At 34.7% G+C, this 19028-nt stretch carries 21 protein-coding genes and 3 pseudogenes; 9 read left to right on the plus strand and 15 right to left on the minus strand.

Translation table 11 applies throughout. From position 1 onward, the window contains the following. Positions 1-134 precede the first annotated feature (134 nt). The 5 genes from tkt to B5P40_RS19575 all read right to left on the minus strand — a co-directional run bounded on the left by tkt (position 135) and on the right by B5P40_RS19575 (position 5838). Complete coding sequence (gene tkt / locus B5P40_RS19555) at positions 135-2135, minus strand: transketolase (RefSeq protein WP_113709671.1); 2001 nt, start codon at positions 2133-2135, stop codon at positions 135-137. 301 nt (positions 2136-2436) lie between these two features. Continuing rightward, complete coding sequence (gene phnE, locus B5P40_RS19560; RefSeq protein WP_002014419.1) at positions 2437-3240, minus strand: phosphonate ABC transporter, permease protein PhnE; 804 nt, start codon at positions 3238-3240, stop codon at positions 2437-2439. Continuing rightward, positions 3240-4034: a phosphonate ABC transporter, permease protein PhnE gene (phnE, locus tag B5P40_RS19565; protein ID WP_050000634.1), complete on the minus strand. Its 795-nt coding sequence runs from the start codon at positions 4032-4034 to the stop codon at positions 3240-3242. The genes phnE (B5P40_RS19560) and phnE (B5P40_RS19565) overlap by 1 nt, the downstream gene beginning before the upstream one ends. Continuing rightward, complete coding sequence (gene phnC, locus B5P40_RS19570; protein WP_002033479.1) at positions 4031-4804, minus strand: phosphonate ABC transporter ATP-binding protein; 774 nt, start codon at positions 4802-4804, stop codon at positions 4031-4033. Before phnC ends, phnE (B5P40_RS19565) begins: the two co-directional genes overlap by 4 nt. Before the next feature lie 95 nt (positions 4805-4899). Next, positions 4900-5838: a phosphate/phosphite/phosphonate ABC transporter substrate-binding protein gene (locus tag B5P40_RS19575; RefSeq protein ID WP_002137777.1), complete on the minus strand. Its 939-nt coding sequence runs from the start codon at positions 5836-5838 to the stop codon at positions 4900-4902. A gap of 185 nt (positions 5839-6023) precedes the next feature. Here B5P40_RS19575 and B5P40_RS19580 point away from each other — a divergent pair, with 185 nt between their 5' ends. Then, the gene (locus B5P40_RS19580; protein ID WP_012261434.1) at positions 6024-7607 is read left to right on the plus strand and encodes a bifunctional metallophosphatase/5'-nucleotidase; all 1584 of its coding nucleotides are present in this window, start codon (positions 6024-6026) and stop codon (positions 7605-7607) included. Positions 7608-7647: 40 nt separating this feature from the next. Here the strand turns inward: B5P40_RS19580 and B5P40_RS19585 are convergent, their stop codons facing one another. Together B5P40_RS19585 and B5P40_RS19590 are read right to left on the minus strand one after the other, a co-directional pair. Then, positions 7648-7887, minus strand: coding sequence for a DUF896 domain-containing protein (locus tag B5P40_RS19585; protein WP_002014431.1), 240 nt, complete (start codon positions 7885-7887; stop codon positions 7648-7650). 45 nt (positions 7888-7932) lie between these two features. After that, a complete protein-coding gene (locus B5P40_RS19590; RefSeq protein ID WP_002014433.1) occupies positions 7933-8589 on the minus strand; it encodes a YneB family resolvase-like protein in 657 nt (218 codons plus the stop codon). A gap of 141 nt (positions 8590-8730) precedes the next feature. Between B5P40_RS19590 and lexA the strand changes: the two genes are divergently transcribed. Continuing rightward, a complete protein-coding gene (gene lexA / locus B5P40_RS19595; RefSeq protein WP_002087894.1) occupies positions 8731-9345 on the plus strand; it encodes a transcriptional repressor LexA in 615 nt (204 codons plus the stop codon). 103 nt (positions 9346-9448) lie between these two features. Here the strand turns inward: lexA and B5P40_RS19600 are convergent, their stop codons facing one another. The 6 genes and pseudogenes from B5P40_RS19600 to B5P40_RS33585 all read right to left on the minus strand — a co-directional run. Continuing rightward, a complete protein-coding gene (locus tag B5P40_RS19600; protein WP_002014437.1) occupies positions 9449-10252 on the minus strand; it encodes a DUF4097 family beta strand repeat-containing protein in 804 nt (267 codons plus the stop codon). Next, complete coding sequence (locus B5P40_RS19605) at positions 10253-10795, minus strand: DUF1700 domain-containing protein (protein ID WP_002142767.1); 543 nt, start codon at positions 10793-10795, stop codon at positions 10253-10255. Beyond that, complete coding sequence (locus tag B5P40_RS19610) at positions 10788-11111, minus strand: PadR family transcriptional regulator (RefSeq protein WP_002185126.1); 324 nt, start codon at positions 11109-11111, stop codon at positions 10788-10790. The genes B5P40_RS19605 and B5P40_RS19610 overlap by 8 nt, the downstream gene beginning before the upstream one ends. Before the next feature lie 707 nt (positions 11112-11818). Further along, a complete protein-coding gene (locus tag B5P40_RS19615; protein ID WP_113709672.1) occupies positions 11819-11968 on the minus strand; it encodes a Phr family secreted Rap phosphatase inhibitor in 150 nt (49 codons plus the stop codon). Next, on the minus strand, positions 11965-13053 hold the full coding sequence (locus B5P40_RS19620; RefSeq protein ID WP_113709673.1) for a response regulator aspartate phosphatase: 1089 nt from the start codon (positions 13051-13053) through the stop codon (positions 11965-11967). Before B5P40_RS19620 ends, B5P40_RS19615 begins: the two co-directional genes overlap by 4 nt. 384 nt (positions 13054-13437) lie before the next feature. Further along, positions 13438-13773 (minus strand): annotated as a pseudogene (locus tag B5P40_RS33585) (N-acetylmuramoyl-L-alanine amidase); the annotation flags it as partial. Between the two features lie 262 nt (positions 13774-14035). On the opposite strand from B5P40_RS33585, the gene B5P40_RS19630 reads away from it, so the two are divergent. The 4 genes from B5P40_RS19630 to B5P40_RS19645 are packed head-to-tail and all read left to right on the plus strand — an operon-like array spanning position 14036 to position 16737. Continuing rightward, a complete protein-coding gene (locus B5P40_RS19630; protein ID WP_113709674.1) occupies positions 14036-14311 on the plus strand; it encodes a TIGR04197 family type VII secretion effector in 276 nt (91 codons plus the stop codon). A 40-nt stretch (positions 14312-14351) separates the two neighbouring features. Further along, positions 14352-14714, plus strand: a complete 363-nt coding sequence (locus B5P40_RS19635; RefSeq protein WP_113709675.1) for a DUF3958 family protein — start codon at positions 14352-14354, stop codon at positions 14712-14714. Then, entirely contained in the window at positions 14711-16234 is a 1524-nt protein-coding gene (locus B5P40_RS19640) for a T7SS effector LXG polymorphic toxin (protein WP_113709676.1), read from the plus strand. The genes B5P40_RS19635 and B5P40_RS19640 overlap by 4 nt, the downstream gene beginning before the upstream one ends. Before the next feature lie 5 nt (positions 16235-16239). Then, on the plus strand, positions 16240-16737 hold the full coding sequence (locus tag B5P40_RS19645; RefSeq protein ID WP_113709677.1) for an SMI1/KNR4 family protein: 498 nt from the start codon (positions 16240-16242) through the stop codon (positions 16735-16737). Between the two features lie 236 nt (positions 16738-16973). On the opposite strand, the pseudogene B5P40_RS19650 reads toward B5P40_RS19645, so the two are convergent. After that, positions 16974-17164 (minus strand): annotated as a pseudogene (locus B5P40_RS19650) (DNA-binding protein). Between the two features lie 148 nt (positions 17165-17312). On the opposite strand from B5P40_RS19650, the gene B5P40_RS19655 reads away from it, so the two are divergent. Both B5P40_RS19655 and B5P40_RS19660 read left to right on the plus strand, forming a co-directional pair. Beyond that, positions 17313-17645, plus strand: coding sequence for a hypothetical protein (locus tag B5P40_RS19655; RefSeq protein WP_113709678.1), 333 nt, complete (start codon positions 17313-17315; stop codon positions 17643-17645). A gap of 22 nt (positions 17646-17667) precedes the next feature. After that, a complete protein-coding gene (locus B5P40_RS19660; protein WP_113709679.1) occupies positions 17668-18204 on the plus strand; it encodes a hypothetical protein in 537 nt (178 codons plus the stop codon). 45 nt (positions 18205-18249) lie between these two features. Here the strand turns inward: B5P40_RS19660 and B5P40_RS33590 are convergent. Then, positions 18250-18468, minus strand: a pseudogene (locus B5P40_RS33590) (N-acetylmuramoyl-L-alanine amidase); the annotation flags it as partial. 57 nt (positions 18469-18525) lie between these two features. Between B5P40_RS33590 and B5P40_RS19670 the strand changes: the two are divergent. After that, positions 18526-18825 carry a contact-dependent growth inhibition system immunity protein gene (locus B5P40_RS19670; RefSeq protein WP_059037553.1) on the plus strand — a complete coding sequence of 100 codons (300 nt, stop codon included), beginning with the start codon at positions 18526-18528 and terminating at the stop codon, positions 18823-18825. Positions 18826-19028 lie beyond the last annotated feature (203 nt).

The following is a 19028-nucleotide window of genomic DNA, read 5'->3' on the forward strand; positions in this document are numbered from 1 at the left end:
ACCTTTTCCCTACATTATATAAGAGAAGATTTGCAATGATTGTCTGACTACGGAGAGAGAAAAAACTTTTCCTGTCGAAAAAACTCAATTACATAGAAAAATCTCCCCATGCTGGAGAGATTTTTCTAAAATCATTAAAGCATTTCTTTTACTTTACGAACAACGTTCTCTACAGTAAATCCATACTCTTCCATAATCTTCTCACCAGGAGCAGAAGCACCGAATGTGTCAATACCTAGTACATCTCCATCAAGACCTACATAACGGTGCCATCCCATTGTAGCACCCATTTCAATTGCGAAACGTTTCGTTACTGCTTTTGGTAGTACAGATTCTTTGTACTCAGCAGTTTGAGCTTCAAAGCGATCCATAGATGGCATGCTAACAACAGCTGCATCAACGCCGTCTGCTGCTAGAACTTTTTGCGCTTCGATTGCTAAGCTTACTTCAGATCCAGTTGCAATTAAGATTACATCAGCAGTTTCTTTCTTGCTTGCAGAAACTACATATGCACCTTTTGCTACTTTTTCATAAGTATCGTCTTTTGCACCTTCTAATGTTGGAAGATCTTGACGAGTTAACACTAATGCAGTTGGTGTTTTTGTTGATTCTAGAGCTAGTCTCCAAGCTGCAACTGATTCGTTACCGTCTGCTGGACGAATAACAGAAACGTTTGGCATTGCACGAAGTGCTGCTAATTGTTCAACCGGCTCATGTGTTGGACCATCTTCACCAACAGCGATACTATCATGTGTGAATACATACGTTACAGGCAATTGCATTAATGCTGCAAGGCGAATTGCTGGACGTAAGTAGTCAGAGAATACGAAGAACGTACCACCGTAAGTTTTTAAACCGCCATGTAGTGCAATACCGTTCATTGCTGCACCCATCGCAAACTCACGAACACCGTACCAAATGTTTTTACCGCTGTAATCAGCTCTTGTGAAGTCTTTTTCGTTATTCATATATGTTTTGTTAGAACCAGCAAGGTCAGCTGATCCACCAAAGAATGATGGTACAGACTCTGCAATTGCATTAATTACAGCACCTGAAGAATTACGTGTTGCTGCTTTTGATCCTAATTCATAAGTTGGTAAGCTTTGTTCCCAACCTTCTGGAAGAAGACCGTTCATTGCTGCTTGCAGTTCGTTTGCTAATTCTGGATATGCTTGTGCATATTCACCGAGCATCGTGTTCCACGCAGCTTGCGTCGTTTCACCAACATCTTGTACTGTTTTACGGAAGTTGTCATATACTTCTTCTGCTACATGGAAGTCTTGTTCAGCAGTCCAAGCGTATGCTTCTTTCGTTAATTTTGTTTCGTCTACACCAAGTGGAGAACCATGTGAAGCTGATTTTCCTGATTTGTTTGGAGAACCGAAACCAATTGTCGTTCTTACTTCAATTAGCGTTGGGCGTTTTTCGTCAGCTTTCGCTTCTTCAATTGCTTTTGCGATTGCTTCAATATCGTTTCCATCCTCAACACGGATTACTTGCCATCCGTATGCTTTGTAACGATCTTCTACACTTTCAGAGAATGAACGATTTAAATCGCCATCTAATGAAATATCGTTTGAATCGTAAAGTACTACAAGACGACCTAATTGTAAATGAGCAGCTAATGAAGATGCTTCAGCAGAAACGCCTTCCATTAAATCTCCATCACCACAAATAGCGTATGTATGATGATCTACTACATTATACGCATCACGGTTGTATTTAGCCGCTAAATGTCTTTCAGCCATCGCCATACCAACAGCAGTTGCAATACCTTGTCCAAGTGGACCAGTTGTTGCGTCTACACCTGCTGTGTGACCGTACTCAGGATGTCCTGGAGTTTTGCTTCCCCATTGACGGAAGTTCTTTAAATCATCCATTGTTAAGTCATAACCAGATAGATGAAGTAGGCTGTATAGTAACATTGAACCATGACCTGCAGATAATACGAAACGATCGCGGTTAAACCACGTTGGGTTATTTGGATTGTGTTTCATAAATTGAGTCCATAATGTATAAGCCATTGGTGCTGCACCCATTGGCATTCCTGGGTGACCAGAGTTTGCTTTTTCAATCGCATCAATGGATAATGTGCGAATCGTGTTGATAGAAAGTTGTTCGATTGAATGTGACATGCTATTCTTCCCTTCGCGTATGTTAGTAAACGTTTTATACATTTATATGATAGCTTCCCACGCAAGATTATACAACATGTATCGACAAATATGTTGATGTTTTTTTGATTTTTCATAAAAAATACAGTGATTCAGGGAATGTATGGGCATTCAATATGACATACTTTTTAATTGTTTTTATTTTAAAAATAAAGATAATTATCTGTATATTTATACAAATATACTAATTTCTGATATATCTCTTTTTTGATAACCTTTAAAAATACAAAAAGGCATCTGAATTAGATGCTTTTAAAACAAATTAAATAATCCGCTTACGAATAGAACTTGAAATAAAATCAATTATAATTACCATTAAAATGATACCTAATAAAATAATTCCCACACGAGACCAATTACGTGAACTAAGTGCAAAAATTAATGGCGTACCAATACCACCTGCTCCAATAACACCTAAAATCGCAGCGGATCGTACATTAATTTCAAACCTGTATAACGTATACGATAGAAAATCCGGTAACACTTGTGGTAATACGGCATACCAAAGTATTTGAAACCGATTTGCACCCGTTGCTATTAAAGCTTCCGTCGGTCCCTTATCTATATTTTCAATTCCTTCCGAATATAGTTTCCCTAACATTCCGATAGAGTGTAACCCTAAAGCTAGAACTCCGGCAAAAGAGCCTGGACCAACAGCTTTTATAAATAAAAGAGCCATAACTAATTCAGGAAATGTACGAACAAAACTAAGTACAAATTTCCCAGTTCCTGAAGTTAATTTTCCACTACTCATATTCGTTGCCGCCCAAAAAGCAAATGGAACAGATAAAAAAGCAGAAATAAATGTACCTAATATCGCAATTGCCAACGTATCAATTAAACCGTGTAATAAATCTTCACCATCTGGCAAAGATACATACGACCAATCTGGGTTCAATACGCCTGTCATAATGGCTTTTGTAATTTCTCCCGCCGTATTCTTTATTCCCTCTAACGGGACTCCTGAAAAGGCCCATACATATACAACTGTAAGTGCTATAAAAATAATCCAGCGATTTACACTCAGTTTCTTCGGTTTTGGTATGATTATCATCGTTTTACTCATTATAATTTCTCCCGCAACAATGTACTTATATAATCAATTAGCAATACAACAACAAGGGTATAAATAATAATAGAAGCAGTTTGTTGATATTGTAAAAATCCAAGTGTGCGATCATAATATAATCCAATCCCACCTGCTCCTACTAAACCTAGAACAGCTGCTGCACGTACATTCACCTCAAATGTATAAAGTACATAGGAGACGAAGTGCGCTTTCACTTGCGGAATGACCCCATAAACTATCCATTGCACCTTATTCGCTCCTACAGCTGTCATCGCTTCTAATGGACCTGGATCAATTGATTCAATTGACTCATACAATAATTTCGCTACGAGTCCAACGGAGAAACAAGTAAGAGCCAAAATACCTGGAAGTGGTCCTATTCCAAAAATCGCTACAAAAATAGCCGCTAATAATAAATCTGGTATTGTTCGTATAAAATTTAAAATCAATCGAGCTGGACTGTACAAAAATACACTAGTAAATACATTACTTGCCGCAAATAGTGCAAGTGGAATGGCTAAAATCGCCCCTAAAGTCGTTCCAATAATCGCCATACGTATTGTATCTAACATTGCTGTTGTAATAATTTGAAAATAACTCCAATCTGGTGGCACCATTTCCTTCAATAAATCCATCATATTTGGAAAACCAACTACTAGTTTTGAAAATGATGCGTCGACCTGTACACTACTACCCCACAACAGTAAAATAACTAAAATAACCGTTAACATATGTTTCAATTTACTCGGCGGCTTCGGTATCGATTTCGAATATATCGTCACTTCATTCATTTAGCTGCCACCTCTAATAATGCGCTTTTCTGAGCTACGTCCCCATAAATTTCAGCGAATTTTTCATCCGTTGCCTCTTCTACTAATCCATCAAAAACAATTTCACCAGCATGTAATCCAATAATACGAGTAGCATATTGCCTCGCTAAATCAATAGAATGTAAGTTTACAATTGTCGTAATTCCAAAATCTTCATTAATTTTCTTCAAATCATCCATTACTTGCTTTGTTGTCAGAGGATCTAACGAAGCAACAGGCTCATCTGCCAATATGATTTTCGCTTCTTGTGCCAATGCTCTAGCAATTGATACACGTTGCTGTTGTCCCCCTGATAATTCATCAGCTCGTGCATATGCTTTTTCTGAGATATTCACTCTATTCAGCGCCTGGAATGCAAGCTCCACGTCCTCTTTCGGAAACAGACCTAACGTTGTACGCAATGTAGAATGATATCCAACCCGCCCAGCTAATACATTCTTCAGTACCGTTGATCGCTTCACAAGGTTAAAGCTTTGAAAAATCATACCAATATCTCGGCGCATGCGTCGTAATCCTTTTCCTTTTGCAGCAGTAATAGACTCCCCTTCAATAATGATTTCTCCTTCTGTGATTTCATGAAGGCGATTTACCGATCTGAGAAGTGTTGATTTTCCAGCACCGGATAGCCCGACCATTACAACAAACTCACCTTTTTGAATTTTCAAGTTTATATTATTCAATCCTTTTGTACCATTCGGATACACTTTGGAAACATTTCGAAACTCTATCACACATCTTACCTACCTTCTATGTATTATCAATAACTGAAAAACGGCAAACTAACTGAAATCACACACTTTCCAGTTAGTCGCCATTTCCATATGTATTATTGCGTTTTCACTTTCTTTCCATATTCACGAACGATATCAAATTTACTATCATCAGATTTAACGTATCCTTCATGTGAGTATACTTCTTTAATGATTTTGTGCCCTTCCTCATTCTTTCCTATTTCAATGAAAGCATCCTGTAATTTCTTGCTCCACTCTGCATCTAAATCAGAACGTACAGAAATCGTATCGTTTGGAATTTTCTCCGTAAATTTTACTATTTTCGTTTGATCGAATATATTCGGATAATCTTTTTTTACAATATTGCGAGCATCTTGGAATACAACAGCTGCATCTACATCACCATTTAAAAGAGCAATAAGTGACTGATCATGACCTTTTAATGTAACAGGTTTCACATCTTTCAACGGATCGATTCCCTCTTTTAACAATACAGCCGCAGGCCATACATAACCCGCTGATGATGTTACATCTTGATAGCCAATTTTTTTACCTTTTAAATCTTTTACACTATTAATATTAGAATCTTTCTTAACAACAAACTCTGATTTATAAACATCTACTAAATCCTTTGTCGGAGCTCCAGTTTCATCATCTACCCCAAAACGTTGCGCCTGTAAAATTACGTTTGCAGCCTTTTTCTCATGCGCTAACACATACGCTGTTGGAGGTAAAAAGCCTACATCTACTTGCTTAGATGCCATCGCTTCTACAATTGTATTGTAATTCGTTGAAATACTAACTTTTACCGGAATGTTTAATTTATCACTTAATAGCTTTTCCAATGGTTTTGCCTTCGCCTCTAACGTATCTGCATTTTGAGAAGGAACAAATTGAACATTTAGTGTCTTCGGTACATAACCTTTTTTCGTATCTTCATTTTTACTTGCACTTGATTCCTTCGTTCCACATCCACTTAATAATCCCGCTGCTAGTACAACTGTTGTGCTCATTGCAAAAACTTTTTTCAACATGTTAATGCCTCCATTTTTCGTTGTTATAAAATAACCTTCCATAAACATGAAGAAATATATCACATATTTTTACAAATAATTGCTTATTTACAGAATCTTTACACATTCTATACATTCACATTAAAATTCTTTTCATATATTTGATATGATTAATTGAAAGATAACTATAGAAAAGGTGAATGGCGTTGAATCAAAATCAAATTGTAACTTTAAATATTTTATTAACAAGCGATGTACATGGTACTGTGTATCCAATTCACTACCAAGATAACTCCAAAGCAGAAATTGGTTTAGCTAAAATTTCTACTCTCATAAAAAAAGAACGTTCTCAAAATGCAAACGTTCTTCTGATTGATAACGGGGACTTCATTCAAGGAACACCATTTACTTATCATTACGCTACATACGAAAAAGATATGGAAAACCCAATGTCCTTATTAGCCAACTACTTAGAGTATGACATTGCAATTATCGGAAATCATGAATTTAATTACGGAATGGATATATTAAATAATGCTGTGGCTACTGCAAATTCCCCTTATCTATCAGCAAACATTTTAGATAAAAACAGAAAAGAACCTTATTTCGGGAAACCATATATAATAAAACATATTGAATCAAATATAAAAATTGCTATTTTAGGGGTGACAACGCATTACATCCCCCATTGGGAACAAGCACATCATATTAAAGATTTACAATTTGAAGATGCATTTGAAACAACAAAAAAATGGGTTTCTTACATCCGTAAACATGAAAAACCAGATTTACTAGTCGTAGCCTATCACGGGGGATTTGAACGTGATTTACAAACCGGAGTACCGACTGAAGTTTTAACAGGTGAAAACCAAGGATATGCAATGTGCCATGAAATTGAAGGCATAGATATTTTACTAACAGGCCACCAACACCGAGAAATCGCTCACACCGTGATTAATGGTGTAACAATTTTACAGACCGGATGCAATGGACACTCAGTTGGAAAAGTAACAGTAACATTCGAAAAAGCAGAACAAAAATGGGTGAAAAAAGAGAGTTATTCAGAGTTATTGCCCGTACAAGGAATTGCGGCAGACCAAGATGTTCTTTCCTTGGTTGCCAATTATGAAGAGAAAACACAAAATTGGCTTGATAAACCTATTGGAATAATTTATGGGGATATGCAAATTTCCGATGCTATGCAAACACGTTTGCAAGACCATCCTTTTATTGAATTCATAAATAAAATACAGATGGATATAGCTAATGTTTCAATTTCTTGTACAAGTTTGTTTCATAATACATCTCCAGGTTTCCCGAAACATGTAACAATGCGTGACATCGTTTCTAATTATATTTATCCAAATACATTAAAAGTAATTAGAATAACTGGAGCGGATATAAAAGATGCTCTCGAACTCTCTGCTTCTTATTTCACATTAAAAGCAGATGGAACCATCATCGTAAACCCTACCTATATAGAACCAAAACCACAACACTATAATTACGATATGTGGGAAGGGATTTCGTATGTATTAAACATTTCAAAACCAATTGGAGAGAGAGTAGAGTCTTTGCAGTATAAAGGCACTCCTCTTAATATGAATGAAGAATATGACGTTGTTATGAATAATTATCGTGCAAGCGGTGGCGGGAACTTCTTTATGTTTCAAAATAAACCAGTAGTAAAAGACATACCAACAGATATGTCTGAACTTATCGCTAACTATATATTGAAGCATAAAAGGATAGAAGCAACGAAAAATGAAAACTGGAAAGTTATTAAATAACAATTTTAACAAATAAAAAAAGATGGGCTATGCCCATCTTTTAATTTAATTTTGCATTATCCTGCTTTTTTAAAGCTTTTAATTTCGCCGGTGTAACGTCCGTGCCTTCTTCGTTAACGACTTTAATTCCTTTTAATTCGTTTAACATATTTTGACGAAATCCTTTTAAATATTGTTCACGAAGCGATTGGCGCTCACGTTGTTCTTCTTCAGTTAAGCCTTCAGCTTTTGCTTTTTTCGCTAAGAAGTTAATGCGTTCAATGAGTTCTTGACTTGGCATCTCGAATCCCCCTTCTACTCAAAACTGATTATTATCATACAATAGTTATTCCTCTTTATCAAGCAATTGCTTTGTATATTCTACATACCTTCGATGTACAGTTGCTTTTGAAACATCATGACCAAAACCACGAAGTGTTGCTGCAATTTCTTCAAAAGTTAATTCATTCCGGCGCAAACGTACAATTTCCTCAATTGGCACTTCTTTTTTCTCACGTCCTACGCTTAAATGACGATTTTTCAAATTATTTTCTGGACGAAATCCTTTCTCCACTGCTCTTTGCATGCCACGTTTAATTTTTAAATTGTGGATCTTTCTTTGATACTCTTCAACGATCCCAATTATATTTAGCACCATCGAATCAGAATCTGAAAGCTGTAATTCACCACTATGCGTGTGCGTATAAACTTTTATCCCCTCTTTATGTAAACAATGCATTAATGCAATCTTTGCATTTCCTCTACCAAGACGCGTTTCATCTTGTATAAGTAGTACATCAACTTGTTCATCTCGAATTGTATCTAGCACTTCTAATATGCCATCACGTTCAATTGTATAACCGCTAGCCTGCTCCTCAATTACCTTTGTAACATCCATTTGATAGCGCTCAGCTAAATGCAATAATTCATCTTTTTGACGCAATAATGATGTTTCCTGTTCTTCTTTTGTTGTGCTCACACGTGCATAAATAATTGCATTCATTTTGAACCCTTCTTTCTCACTATATTTTCCTTATAGTGTATCATAAATTTGCCTTTCGTTCGAACTTATGTTTGTAGAATGTTTTTTCGCATGTTATACTTAATAATAAGAAAAATGAAAGAAAACGAGGTGTTAGAAAACATGGAAAAGTTAACGAAACGCCAGCAAGACATTCTCGACTTTATTAAGCTAAAAGTACAAGAAAAAGGATATCCACCTTCCGTACGTGAAATCGGTCAAGCAGTCGGCCTTGCTTCTAGTTCTACAGTGCACGGACATTTATCACGACTAGAAGAAAAGGGATATATTCGACGCGATCCAACAAAACCACGCGCAATTGAAATTTTAGGTGACAACCGAACGGAAACACAATCTGTTATTCAAGTTCCAATCATCGGAAAAGTTACTGCCGGTTTACCGATTACAGCAGTCGAAAGTGTAGAAGATCACTTCCCACTTCCAGCTAGTATCGTTGCTGGAGCAGATCAAGTGTTTATGTTACGCATTTCTGGAGATAGCATGATTGAAGCCGGTATCTTTGATGGTGATTTAGTTGTTGTTCGCCAACAACAGTCTGCATACAACGGTGAAATTGTAGTTGCTTTAACAGAAGATAACGAAGCAACTGTTAAACGTTTCTATAAAGAAAAAGATCATTTCCGTCTACAACCGGAAAACTCTTCACTAGAACCTATTATTTTAAAACAAGTGTCAGTTATTGGAAAAGTAATTGGCGTATATCGTGATTTACATTAAAAATAATAAAAAGAAGATAATTCCCTTATTTATATAGGTAATTATCTTCTTTTTCTATTTTGATAGATTTCCGTTCATTCAAAAGAATGCGTTTCATTAATTATTAACGCGTTTCAATAGTAACATCTCCAGCAGCGGTTTTACCGCTAATCTTTTTACTACCATTACCAATCGTTATATTTTTATTGTCTTCATTAAAAATTGTCACGTCTCCAGCAGCAGTTTGCCCAGTTATAACTGCATCTTGTGGTTTTTCCAATAAAGTAATATCTACATCTCCAGCAGTTGAACTTACCTCTAAATCATATTTAGAATCATGATCAATAATATCTATATCCCCACTAGCCGTTTTTGCTGTTACTTTCCCTATTACTTTTTTAAAATTCACCTCACCAGCTTTTGTAGACCCCTCCACACTCTTTGCTGTTACATGTTTCAAATCCACTTCTCCGGCGAGTGTTTCAACACTTACGCGGTCACTTTTCACATTACTTATTTCTATTTGTCCAGCGGATGAATTTACTTTTATCTCTTGATAAGAACGTTCAGGTACTAATATAGTCAATGTAGGCGTTTGAAATCCGAAATTGTAAAATGAAAAATCAAATGAAACACCTTTTTCTATTTCCCCTATGATTTTTAATGTATCACCATCTTCAGCAATACGAATCTCCTGTTTACTTACGTCTCCTTTTTGCTTTACATAAAAAGAGGAATCAGGAGATTTTTGGACAACAATATCTCCAGCATCTAACTTAACTTCTACATTTTTTAGCGTTTCGTTTTTAATTACGTCCTCTTTATCTCCTTTTTCTGCAGTTTGTACTGCTTTTTCATATGTTTGTGAAATCCCTATTACTCCAATAATGATACAAGCGATAGCTACTAATAATATCTTTTTCATCATCTACTCCCCTTTTATCATTTTGAAGTTCCAGACTACATAGCGTACACATAATCTTTTAAACCACTTCGTACTATAATAAGCTACAATACATAACAACAAACCTACTCCGACAAACGTTATACTAACGAAAAGATCCAACCATATAAAAGTGCCCATAAATACTTTTACAATAACGAAAAATGGTGTCACTACACTAGCAATACCACCGACCCAAAAGGAAAATATAAAAGCTATAATTGCAACTAACGGGCCTAACACGATAATAAAATTAAACAAACTAAGTCCAACCGCTGCCATGACAGCTCTTGTCACATTTGAAGTCGACGGATCTTTTTTCATTTCATCAAATCGATACATCGCAAGTAAGTCTTTCGCAATTACTTTCGGAGAGCCAAGACCCTTTATTATTTCTGATTCAGTTTTCCCTTCTTCTATCCCAAACTGAAAGTGCTCTTCATAATCGAATAAAATATCTTGTCTCTCTTCTTCTGGTAACTTTCTAAGATGACTTGATAATTCTTTAAGAAACTGCTCTTTACTCATCCCATTCCACCCCTTCAATAATTTCTTGAACACCTTTAGCAAAATCACGCCACTCTGTTACTAATAACGTAAGTTGCATCTCCCCTTGCTCTGTTAGTTGATAATATTTACGGGGCGGTCCTTCCGTCGATTCTTTTAAATATGTTTGAAAATATCCCTCTTTCGTTAAACGACGTAATAACGGATATACAGAACCTTCCGATATTAAAAATTTATTAGAGATTTGCTGAACAAGTTCATAACCGTAACTATCTTTACGTTTCACTAGTGCCAAAACACATAGTTCTAACACACCTTTTTTAAACTGAACGTTCAAGGACAATCCCCCTTTCTCATTTTAGTACTGTTCAGTACACGATACCTGTTTTATCCATAATATACCACTTAGTATTGTTTATTGCAAGGTACTATATTTTTCAATACTTAATTTTCGAATTAAATACATCCACACCATATTTCAACTTCCACATTTTCATTCATAGCTAGCACGCATTTTAAATAATCCACATGACTTTTTGCGGGCACCCATCCAATTCATTTCACAAGCCTTTATATTTGCCACAAATAAAAAAAGCCCTAATACCGTAGTATTAGGGCTTTTTTCTCTCTTAGTATAGAGACATATATTGATCGCGTTCCCATTGGTGAACTTGCGTGCGGAATATATCCTCTGAATTCATCAAGTATTAAATTGAACCAGAAACGCTGATTTATCAAGGTTTTATAAAAGTGATGTTTCATAGTGATTCATCACTTTTTTTATTTTTGTGGGTGAATTGTGGGTGGGTTTGTGGGTGCCCCACACAAAATAAAACAAACATAAATAGGTTAGGCTTGTTTTATTTTTTCATCTGTTCTTTCCTATTTAAAATATCCTCTAAAAAAATTCGTTACAGTTCAATAATTTTTCACAATTGAACAAGGCAAGATGTTGTCATCATCCTGCCTTGTTTATTTTATCTACTTTACTGCTTATTGATTATTTATTTCTTTAATAACTGATGGGGATAATTTTTTTATTTATTAGATTCCTGTACCATGTTCTGAATATGAAATAATATTTTCTTGTTTCAGTGTAGTTTCTGCACTTTTTTCAATACTAGGACTATTTAATCCAAACGATAATACTGCAATACCGATTAAACTCATTAATGTAATTTTAATCTTTTTCATTTTAAACGCCCCTTTTCTTTTAATAAAGTTCTCGCTTCATGGCTTAAGTGATAATACTCACACGCCTTATCCTTTGCACCCACATTATACCATTTACTTGCTAATAGTTCGGTATAAATTTGAATGTCTTTCCACAATTCTTGTTCTTTAAAATACGAAAGTGATTCATTTACAATTTCTTCTAACTTCGCTATAGATTCATTGTTATTTATACACTCCATAATATTTAGGTGATAACTATATTCTTGATTACAATCCTTCAAGCCCTCTTTAATATAAAAAGCTGCATCATTATGCTGTTTTATTTTAATATGTTCCCGAGCTAATAGGAATATTACCCTTCTTTGATAATGCAATTTTGTATGTTGACACGCTTTATATACTTCTTCTAAATGACGTATAGCTGAATCTGATAAGTTTTGTTCGGCATACAGTACTCCTAAATTACTACGAACTTTTAAAACTAGCGATTGTTCGTCAAGTTTTTGAAACATATTTAGAGCAGAAATTAGATATTCCTCTGCTAATTCAAATTGTTCTAAAGTAATACAAGCCATACCTAATGTATTTTCACACGCTCCCCTTTTAGTCTCATAGCCTTCATGACTTGAAAAATAATCAAGAGCCTTTGTAGCATAATTAATCGCTAAAGTGGGTTGTGAAATATAATATTTATATAGCGCAACACGATAATTGTACTCTGCTTTTTCTTTTTCATCGGACATCATATCTAATAAATCACTAGCAGATTCAAGATGTTTCTCTGCACTATTGTAGTTTCCAACTTCTGTTTCATAAATAAATTTAAAGAAGTGATAGTAATATTTTAGTAAACCATCTGGCATATCTTTTATGTATTCTAGCTCTTCTAGCCCTTTTTCAAAATTCCCCTTTAACATTTGGTACCTAAATCGTAACAGGGAGTAATAAATAAAAGAATCTGCATTTTCTTTAACCTTATTAAATATATTATCTGCTTCAATTTTTAAAATACTTGCCTTCTCTATATGCTGAGCAAGCATTTCATGATACCATTCTTCTAATAGCTCATACCCCTTGCTAGTAGTAGAAATTTTTGTCTCCATATAAATCCCCCTTTTCTAAGAGTATTATCTAAATATTATAACAAATCATCATATCAAAGCGTATATCATAACAATTACTATTTATTGATAAAAAATTATCTGATTATTCAGTCTAAATTTAGTTATAACACCATCATTCACTTTGAAAAAGAAGCTTCTTTTTCATTTGAATTTATGAACATACAATGTTTACATCCTTGGTATGAAGTTGATATGATTTATTTAGTTTAGGGGGACGATAATATGACGGTTATAAAATCTATATTTAACGGGGTTCGTTTATTAAGTAAAATCATAAATCCTATATTAAAAGCATTGTCTAAAAGTAAATTCTAAACATCTTAACAATAAAGAAAGCCAAATCCTTAATTGGAATCGACTTTCTTATTTTAATGGTACCTCTACATATGTTGAACTAGCTGTAATATAGAAGACACTGCTTTTTGAGTTTTTCACTTTATATTGCGGTGAACCACTTATACTTATCTTCGCATCAATCGTAAATCCTAATCATGCATCCACAGAACCAGCCACATCTTTATCATGCCAAGATGGAGATTCATAGAAACGTAGGTTGTCCACTTTAGTAACAACACGCTTCCCTACAATAGAGGAATCTACTGTGCTTTTCTTACTAAACTTCACATAAGATGGATTGTTCTTAATCCATTGTTCACCGCCAAGATTTAGCCAACCACCCTTTTCAGCCCATACAGCATAATATAAATCATTAGCATCAATTTATTACTTTCCCATTCGTATTTTACCTCTATGTTATACTACATTACCTTTTGAGAACTATAACAAACACATATGTTGTAAAATATATTTTTTTGAGGAAACTTTAACCATTTATTGTTATAATTATATCCGCAATATTTTTCCAGGAGGGTTCCTATAAGGAACAATAGGATAATGGACATACATACTAGGCACTCCCCTTCTTTAATACGTTCATAGAAATATAGAAAGGGTTTATACGATGGGACAATTCCAAAGTAATTTACAAACAGCAACACAAATTGCTACGAAAATGGGATCAGCTTCTGACAGGGTTCAAAGTGCAACAAGTCGTTCTATAACAAAGGCGACGCGTACAACACTATCTGTTAACTCCAAAGCACAGGAAGCGAACCAACAAGTTTTAGATTTGACGAAACAATTTTCTGTAGCCTTTCAACAAGCGGTTGATAATATTCATTCGGTAGCTAACGAGTTTGAGAGAATGGATAAAGAACTTCAAAATATTTTTCGCTAATGTGATAACCTACGTAAAGTAAAACGGTAGGAGGAAAAAGATGAGTCAAGATATTGAAAAACAAATGAATCAATTAAATCAAAAATTACGAAGTGTATTTGAAGAACAGAATCGGAATCAATCTGCGATTCAAACACAGGAACAAGTAGAAGAGGATTTTCATGTATGGAAAAATCAAAACCATCGTTTGTTTGAACGTATTTTAGGAACTTGGCATAGAGATAGAGAAATGTCATTGTTTTTTATGAATATGAGTCAAGATGCACAATATATTGAGCGAAAACTTACTTTCGAATTGGAAAATCAAAAAGAAACATTACTTAAGGAAAAACGAAATCTTAGTGACTTAGAAAATGACCTTTACTATCAAAAACAGAATCTAGCAAAGGAGGTCAATTCATGAGTTTGAATATGTATCTAGGGGAAGTACATACGCAAACACAAAGTATGAACGCTGTATGTACCGCTACCATTCAAGGTATGGAACAAGCTATTCAGTCGATTGATGCTTTTGCAATTGATACTGTTCTACAAGGACAAACATATAGCAGTGCAAAATCATTTTTTGTACAAACCTTTCGTCCTTTAGCACAAGGAATCATTTACTTATGTGAAGAATTAATCCGTCAAAATAATGCCTTTCCAAACGATTTTCAATCACAAGTAGCTTCAACAGATGTTATCGAACAAGAAATAGAAGAACAAATTCGAGAAATTGACCGAATGAAAACAAGTATGGAAGCCATCAGTCAAGCTATGCCAATCCCGGGTATGGACGCTATGGCGAATCTTTTTACTGTCATGAGGAAGAAACTGCAAGAAAAACTAGAACACTTACATGAATTCAATTATACTTCTAGTAGTAATTATGATACTGCACTTCAATTAGCTGCGAGTATCGCGCAAGGTCTTGCGGGAGTGCAAAGTGGGAAAGGTTTCAGCCCTGCAAGTGGAACATTTAGCATACAAGAATTGAATATGGAGTGGACGGGGCCTATTCAAGCAATTACAGAAAGTAAAGCTCGTGAAGCACAAATTGCAAAAGCAATTGCTTTACGAGAACAAGAAGCCAATAGACCATGGTATGAAAAAACAGCTACCAGTACTTGGGAATTTATGAAAGAATTTTTTCAAGGCGCTGGTAGTGCGGCTTTCGAAAGCGTTATTGGACTAGAATCACCTGATAATGATGAATTAGAAAGCAAGTTAACTTATCAATCGGGAAGATTTGCCGGAAATGTTGTAGCAGGAGCGGCTTCCATTATAGAAATTCTAGAAGGCCTTACCGTCATAGGCGGCTCTAATTTTTTAACTCTAGTCGCAACAGTAGGAACTGGTGGATTAGCATCACCAATTGCTATTACATTTGATGCAGCCGCTACAACGGCTGGAGTTGGTCTTGTTGGACATGGTCTATTTGCTGGGCGTAATGCAATTCAAAATGGTAAGGATACTCTTCAAAAATTCCAATCTTCTTCACCTTCTGGTGGGCGTGTTAATAAAGTTAAAGATAGTGATAAGACTAATAAACTCGACAAGGAAAAAAATGTTACTAAGGATACGAATAAGACTGTAGAGCCTTACGATGTAGTCCCCTATAGACCGAGTAATTCACCACTAGAAAACCATCATGGCGTTATGGATATTTGGGCTAAACATAATGTCCCCAACTATGTAAGTAGAGGGGCTAAGACTCCAACCCTAGCTTTAACTAAAGAGCAACATAATGCTACTAAAGCTGTCTATAGACAATGGCTATTCGAAAAAACTGGGAAGAAAGTTGGAGGTAAAGTAGATTGGAAATCTGTAGAGCCAAAAGAAATACAAGAATTGACGGAAAAAATGTTTGATGCTGCGAATGTACCACGTTTATCTAGACAAGATTATTATAAAGCTTTTAATCAATATAATTTTAGGGAGTAATTGAGATGGAGAATATAAATCATTTGATAAAAAAAGTAAAAGCATTACCTAATTGCCGAGTTCATGAGCCCACAGAATTACCAATAATTGATGAGAATAAGCATATACTACCAGATGATTTAAAGGAGTTTTACACTATTTGTGGAGGTCTTACTTTATTTGAAAATGCAGAATATCCTATTCATATTGTTACCCCAGAAGAATTCGTTTTGGCTAATCCCGTAATTGTAGGCGAGTTATGTGAAGAGGATATTTCATCAAATTGGTATACTGTATGCAATGATGGTAAGAGTGATTATTTAACAATAGACCTTAATGAAGAAAGACTAGGAAGATGTTATGATAGTTTCTTTGATCGACATGGACTTGTTGGAGAGTCGCAAATCATCGCAATTTCGTTCACTGATCTACTTGAAAAACTTATTAAGAACAAAGGACAATATTGGTATTGGCTGAAGGATGACTTTGAATCACTTGGCGATGCTTATGATGATCAAGAGTAACACAAACGTAACGCTAAAAATAAATACCAAAAGTATAAAACAAGCTTTTAAAGCAAAAGAAAAAGAAGTTAAGAGAATTTCAGATTTATAAAGTATGAATGTAGAGGACAATACTATGAAGGTTGTTCGTTCTATATTTAGGGGATTCCATTTATTAAGTAAAATGATTAATCCTATATTAAAGACATTATCTAAAAGTAAATTTTAATTACATAGAAATAAAAAAACCGACTACATTATGAGTCGGTTTTCCTCTTCATTTGTTCTTTACTTTTCAAAATATCTTCCTTAAAGAACAAACGATCACGTGACATCTCTTTAATTGGTGTAACCTTTTCTTTAACATTACATTTAGATTCTACCTTGAACACCCCAATATCTCCAAAACTTCTGAAGTATTTATTATCTCATTGGAGATGACGAACATAGATGTACAAATGAAAACAATTGTATGTACTAGTGCATTTAGATTAAAAATGAAATTTAAATTCGATGAAATTACTAATGTGAAATAATCCCAATATCTCCAAGGTTTGATATAATGATTTTATTATTATTTATCAGGAGGTTTTTTCATGAGCTTTGATACAATTGCATCGCTACAACGTATGCAACAATTAGAACAAGCTCAGGCTGCAACTGGGAAACGTTTAGTGCTAAAGCGTGTAGATAGTACTTTTGATAGAGCGCTAATCATCATCGGACTACTTTTAATGATTCCTACACTTGGAATTTCGATTGCGCTGGTTGGCATTTACGCTTTAATAAAAATGTTCGTAACAAAAACATACTTAGTAAAAAACGTGGCTACAGGCGAAAAGTTTCATGTAGATAAGGAAGACTATAAACAATATAAGAAGAATTTTAAGAAGAATGAAAAACAAGTTAGAAAGATATCTGATTTATAAGTTCATTAAAGGAGAAAAGTGTATGAACAAACAGCTTTTTATACAAGATGTCCCTTTTAATAAGTCACAATTTGAACCTATAAGTAATCATCTAAGTCGTCCTGAAGGTGGACTTTGGACTGCAGATTATAGTGTGGAAGATGGATCTACATGGTTGTTATCTGGGCATGTAGATTTTGAATACAGTAATCCTTTAGGATTTGTATTTAACATCAAACCTGAAGCGAATATTTTAACCTTAAATACTGTACAAGATGCTTTAGAGATTCTTCCATCTTATCTAATTTCTACATTTATTCAAGCCCCTACAAATCTCCGCGGAAAAGAAGTTGCTATAGGGGTTTATGAAATTGATTTTGAAAAAATGTCTCAAACATATGATGCAATTAGTGTATCGCACGATGTAGCTAATGGCGAGATTCAACATAATGGGAAATTCTCTCCTTTTGCTGATTGGGAAATTGCCTCAACCTTATGGTTCAATACGAATCACTTAGAGTTAGTGCAAGAATTAACAACTGCACAATTAAAAGAGAAACAAATGAACACAACATATTAGTAATACAAATAAAAAAAGCCGACTCTGAATAAGAGCCGGCACTTTTTATTTTACTTCTACATAATAAGAACTCGCTGTAATATCGAACACATTACCTCTACTATTTTTAGCTTTATATTGTTGTGAGCCATTCACAGATACTTTATCGATGATCGTAAATCCTACTCCTGCATCTAAAGTACCAGCAACATCTTTATTCTGCCAAGAAGGAGCATCATAGAAACGTAGGTTATTAATTTTAGAAACAACACGCTTACCTACAATAAATGGAAGTTTTATTTTAACTGGATATCCATTTTGATAATAGGAGGAAAGAAATATATGCTATTTTTAAAAAATCCAGAAGATCCAGTTTATCAGTTTTTAGCAGCAACATTTCATCAAGATACATTTTACGAAGAAGCACTCCAAGAGTTACTTGAAGAAGAAAGTACGGAATATTTACAAGACGCTATTATTTTTCTAGCTGAATTTATTCAAAGCGATTATAGTGATAAAGAAAAAAATGAGTACATACAGTTTTCTGCAGATGGGATATATTTTGAAGGATTAGGAATAACACCATTAGAATGGCTTGAACAAACAGTTAAAACGATAAAACAAGCATTAAAAAATAATTAGTACAAATTGAACGCCCATCATAGTAAAAGAGTTTCCTCATGTTCCTAAGGAACATGGCTTTTCTGATATTGTTGATAATTACTCAAGATTTGCTGATGAATTTCCATTAGTAGGAGGAGATCGCATTAGTAGAAGGAAGCAACGGTGGTAAAAAAGGTGTCTTTGAGTGGATTGTTGAACCAAATGGAAATGTAAGTCATAGA

This window comes from Bacillus sp. SRB_8 (assembly GCF_003264205.1).
GTDB classification, from domain to species: domain Bacteria; phylum Bacillota; class Bacilli; order Bacillales; family Bacillaceae_G; genus Bacillus_A; species Bacillus_A mycoides.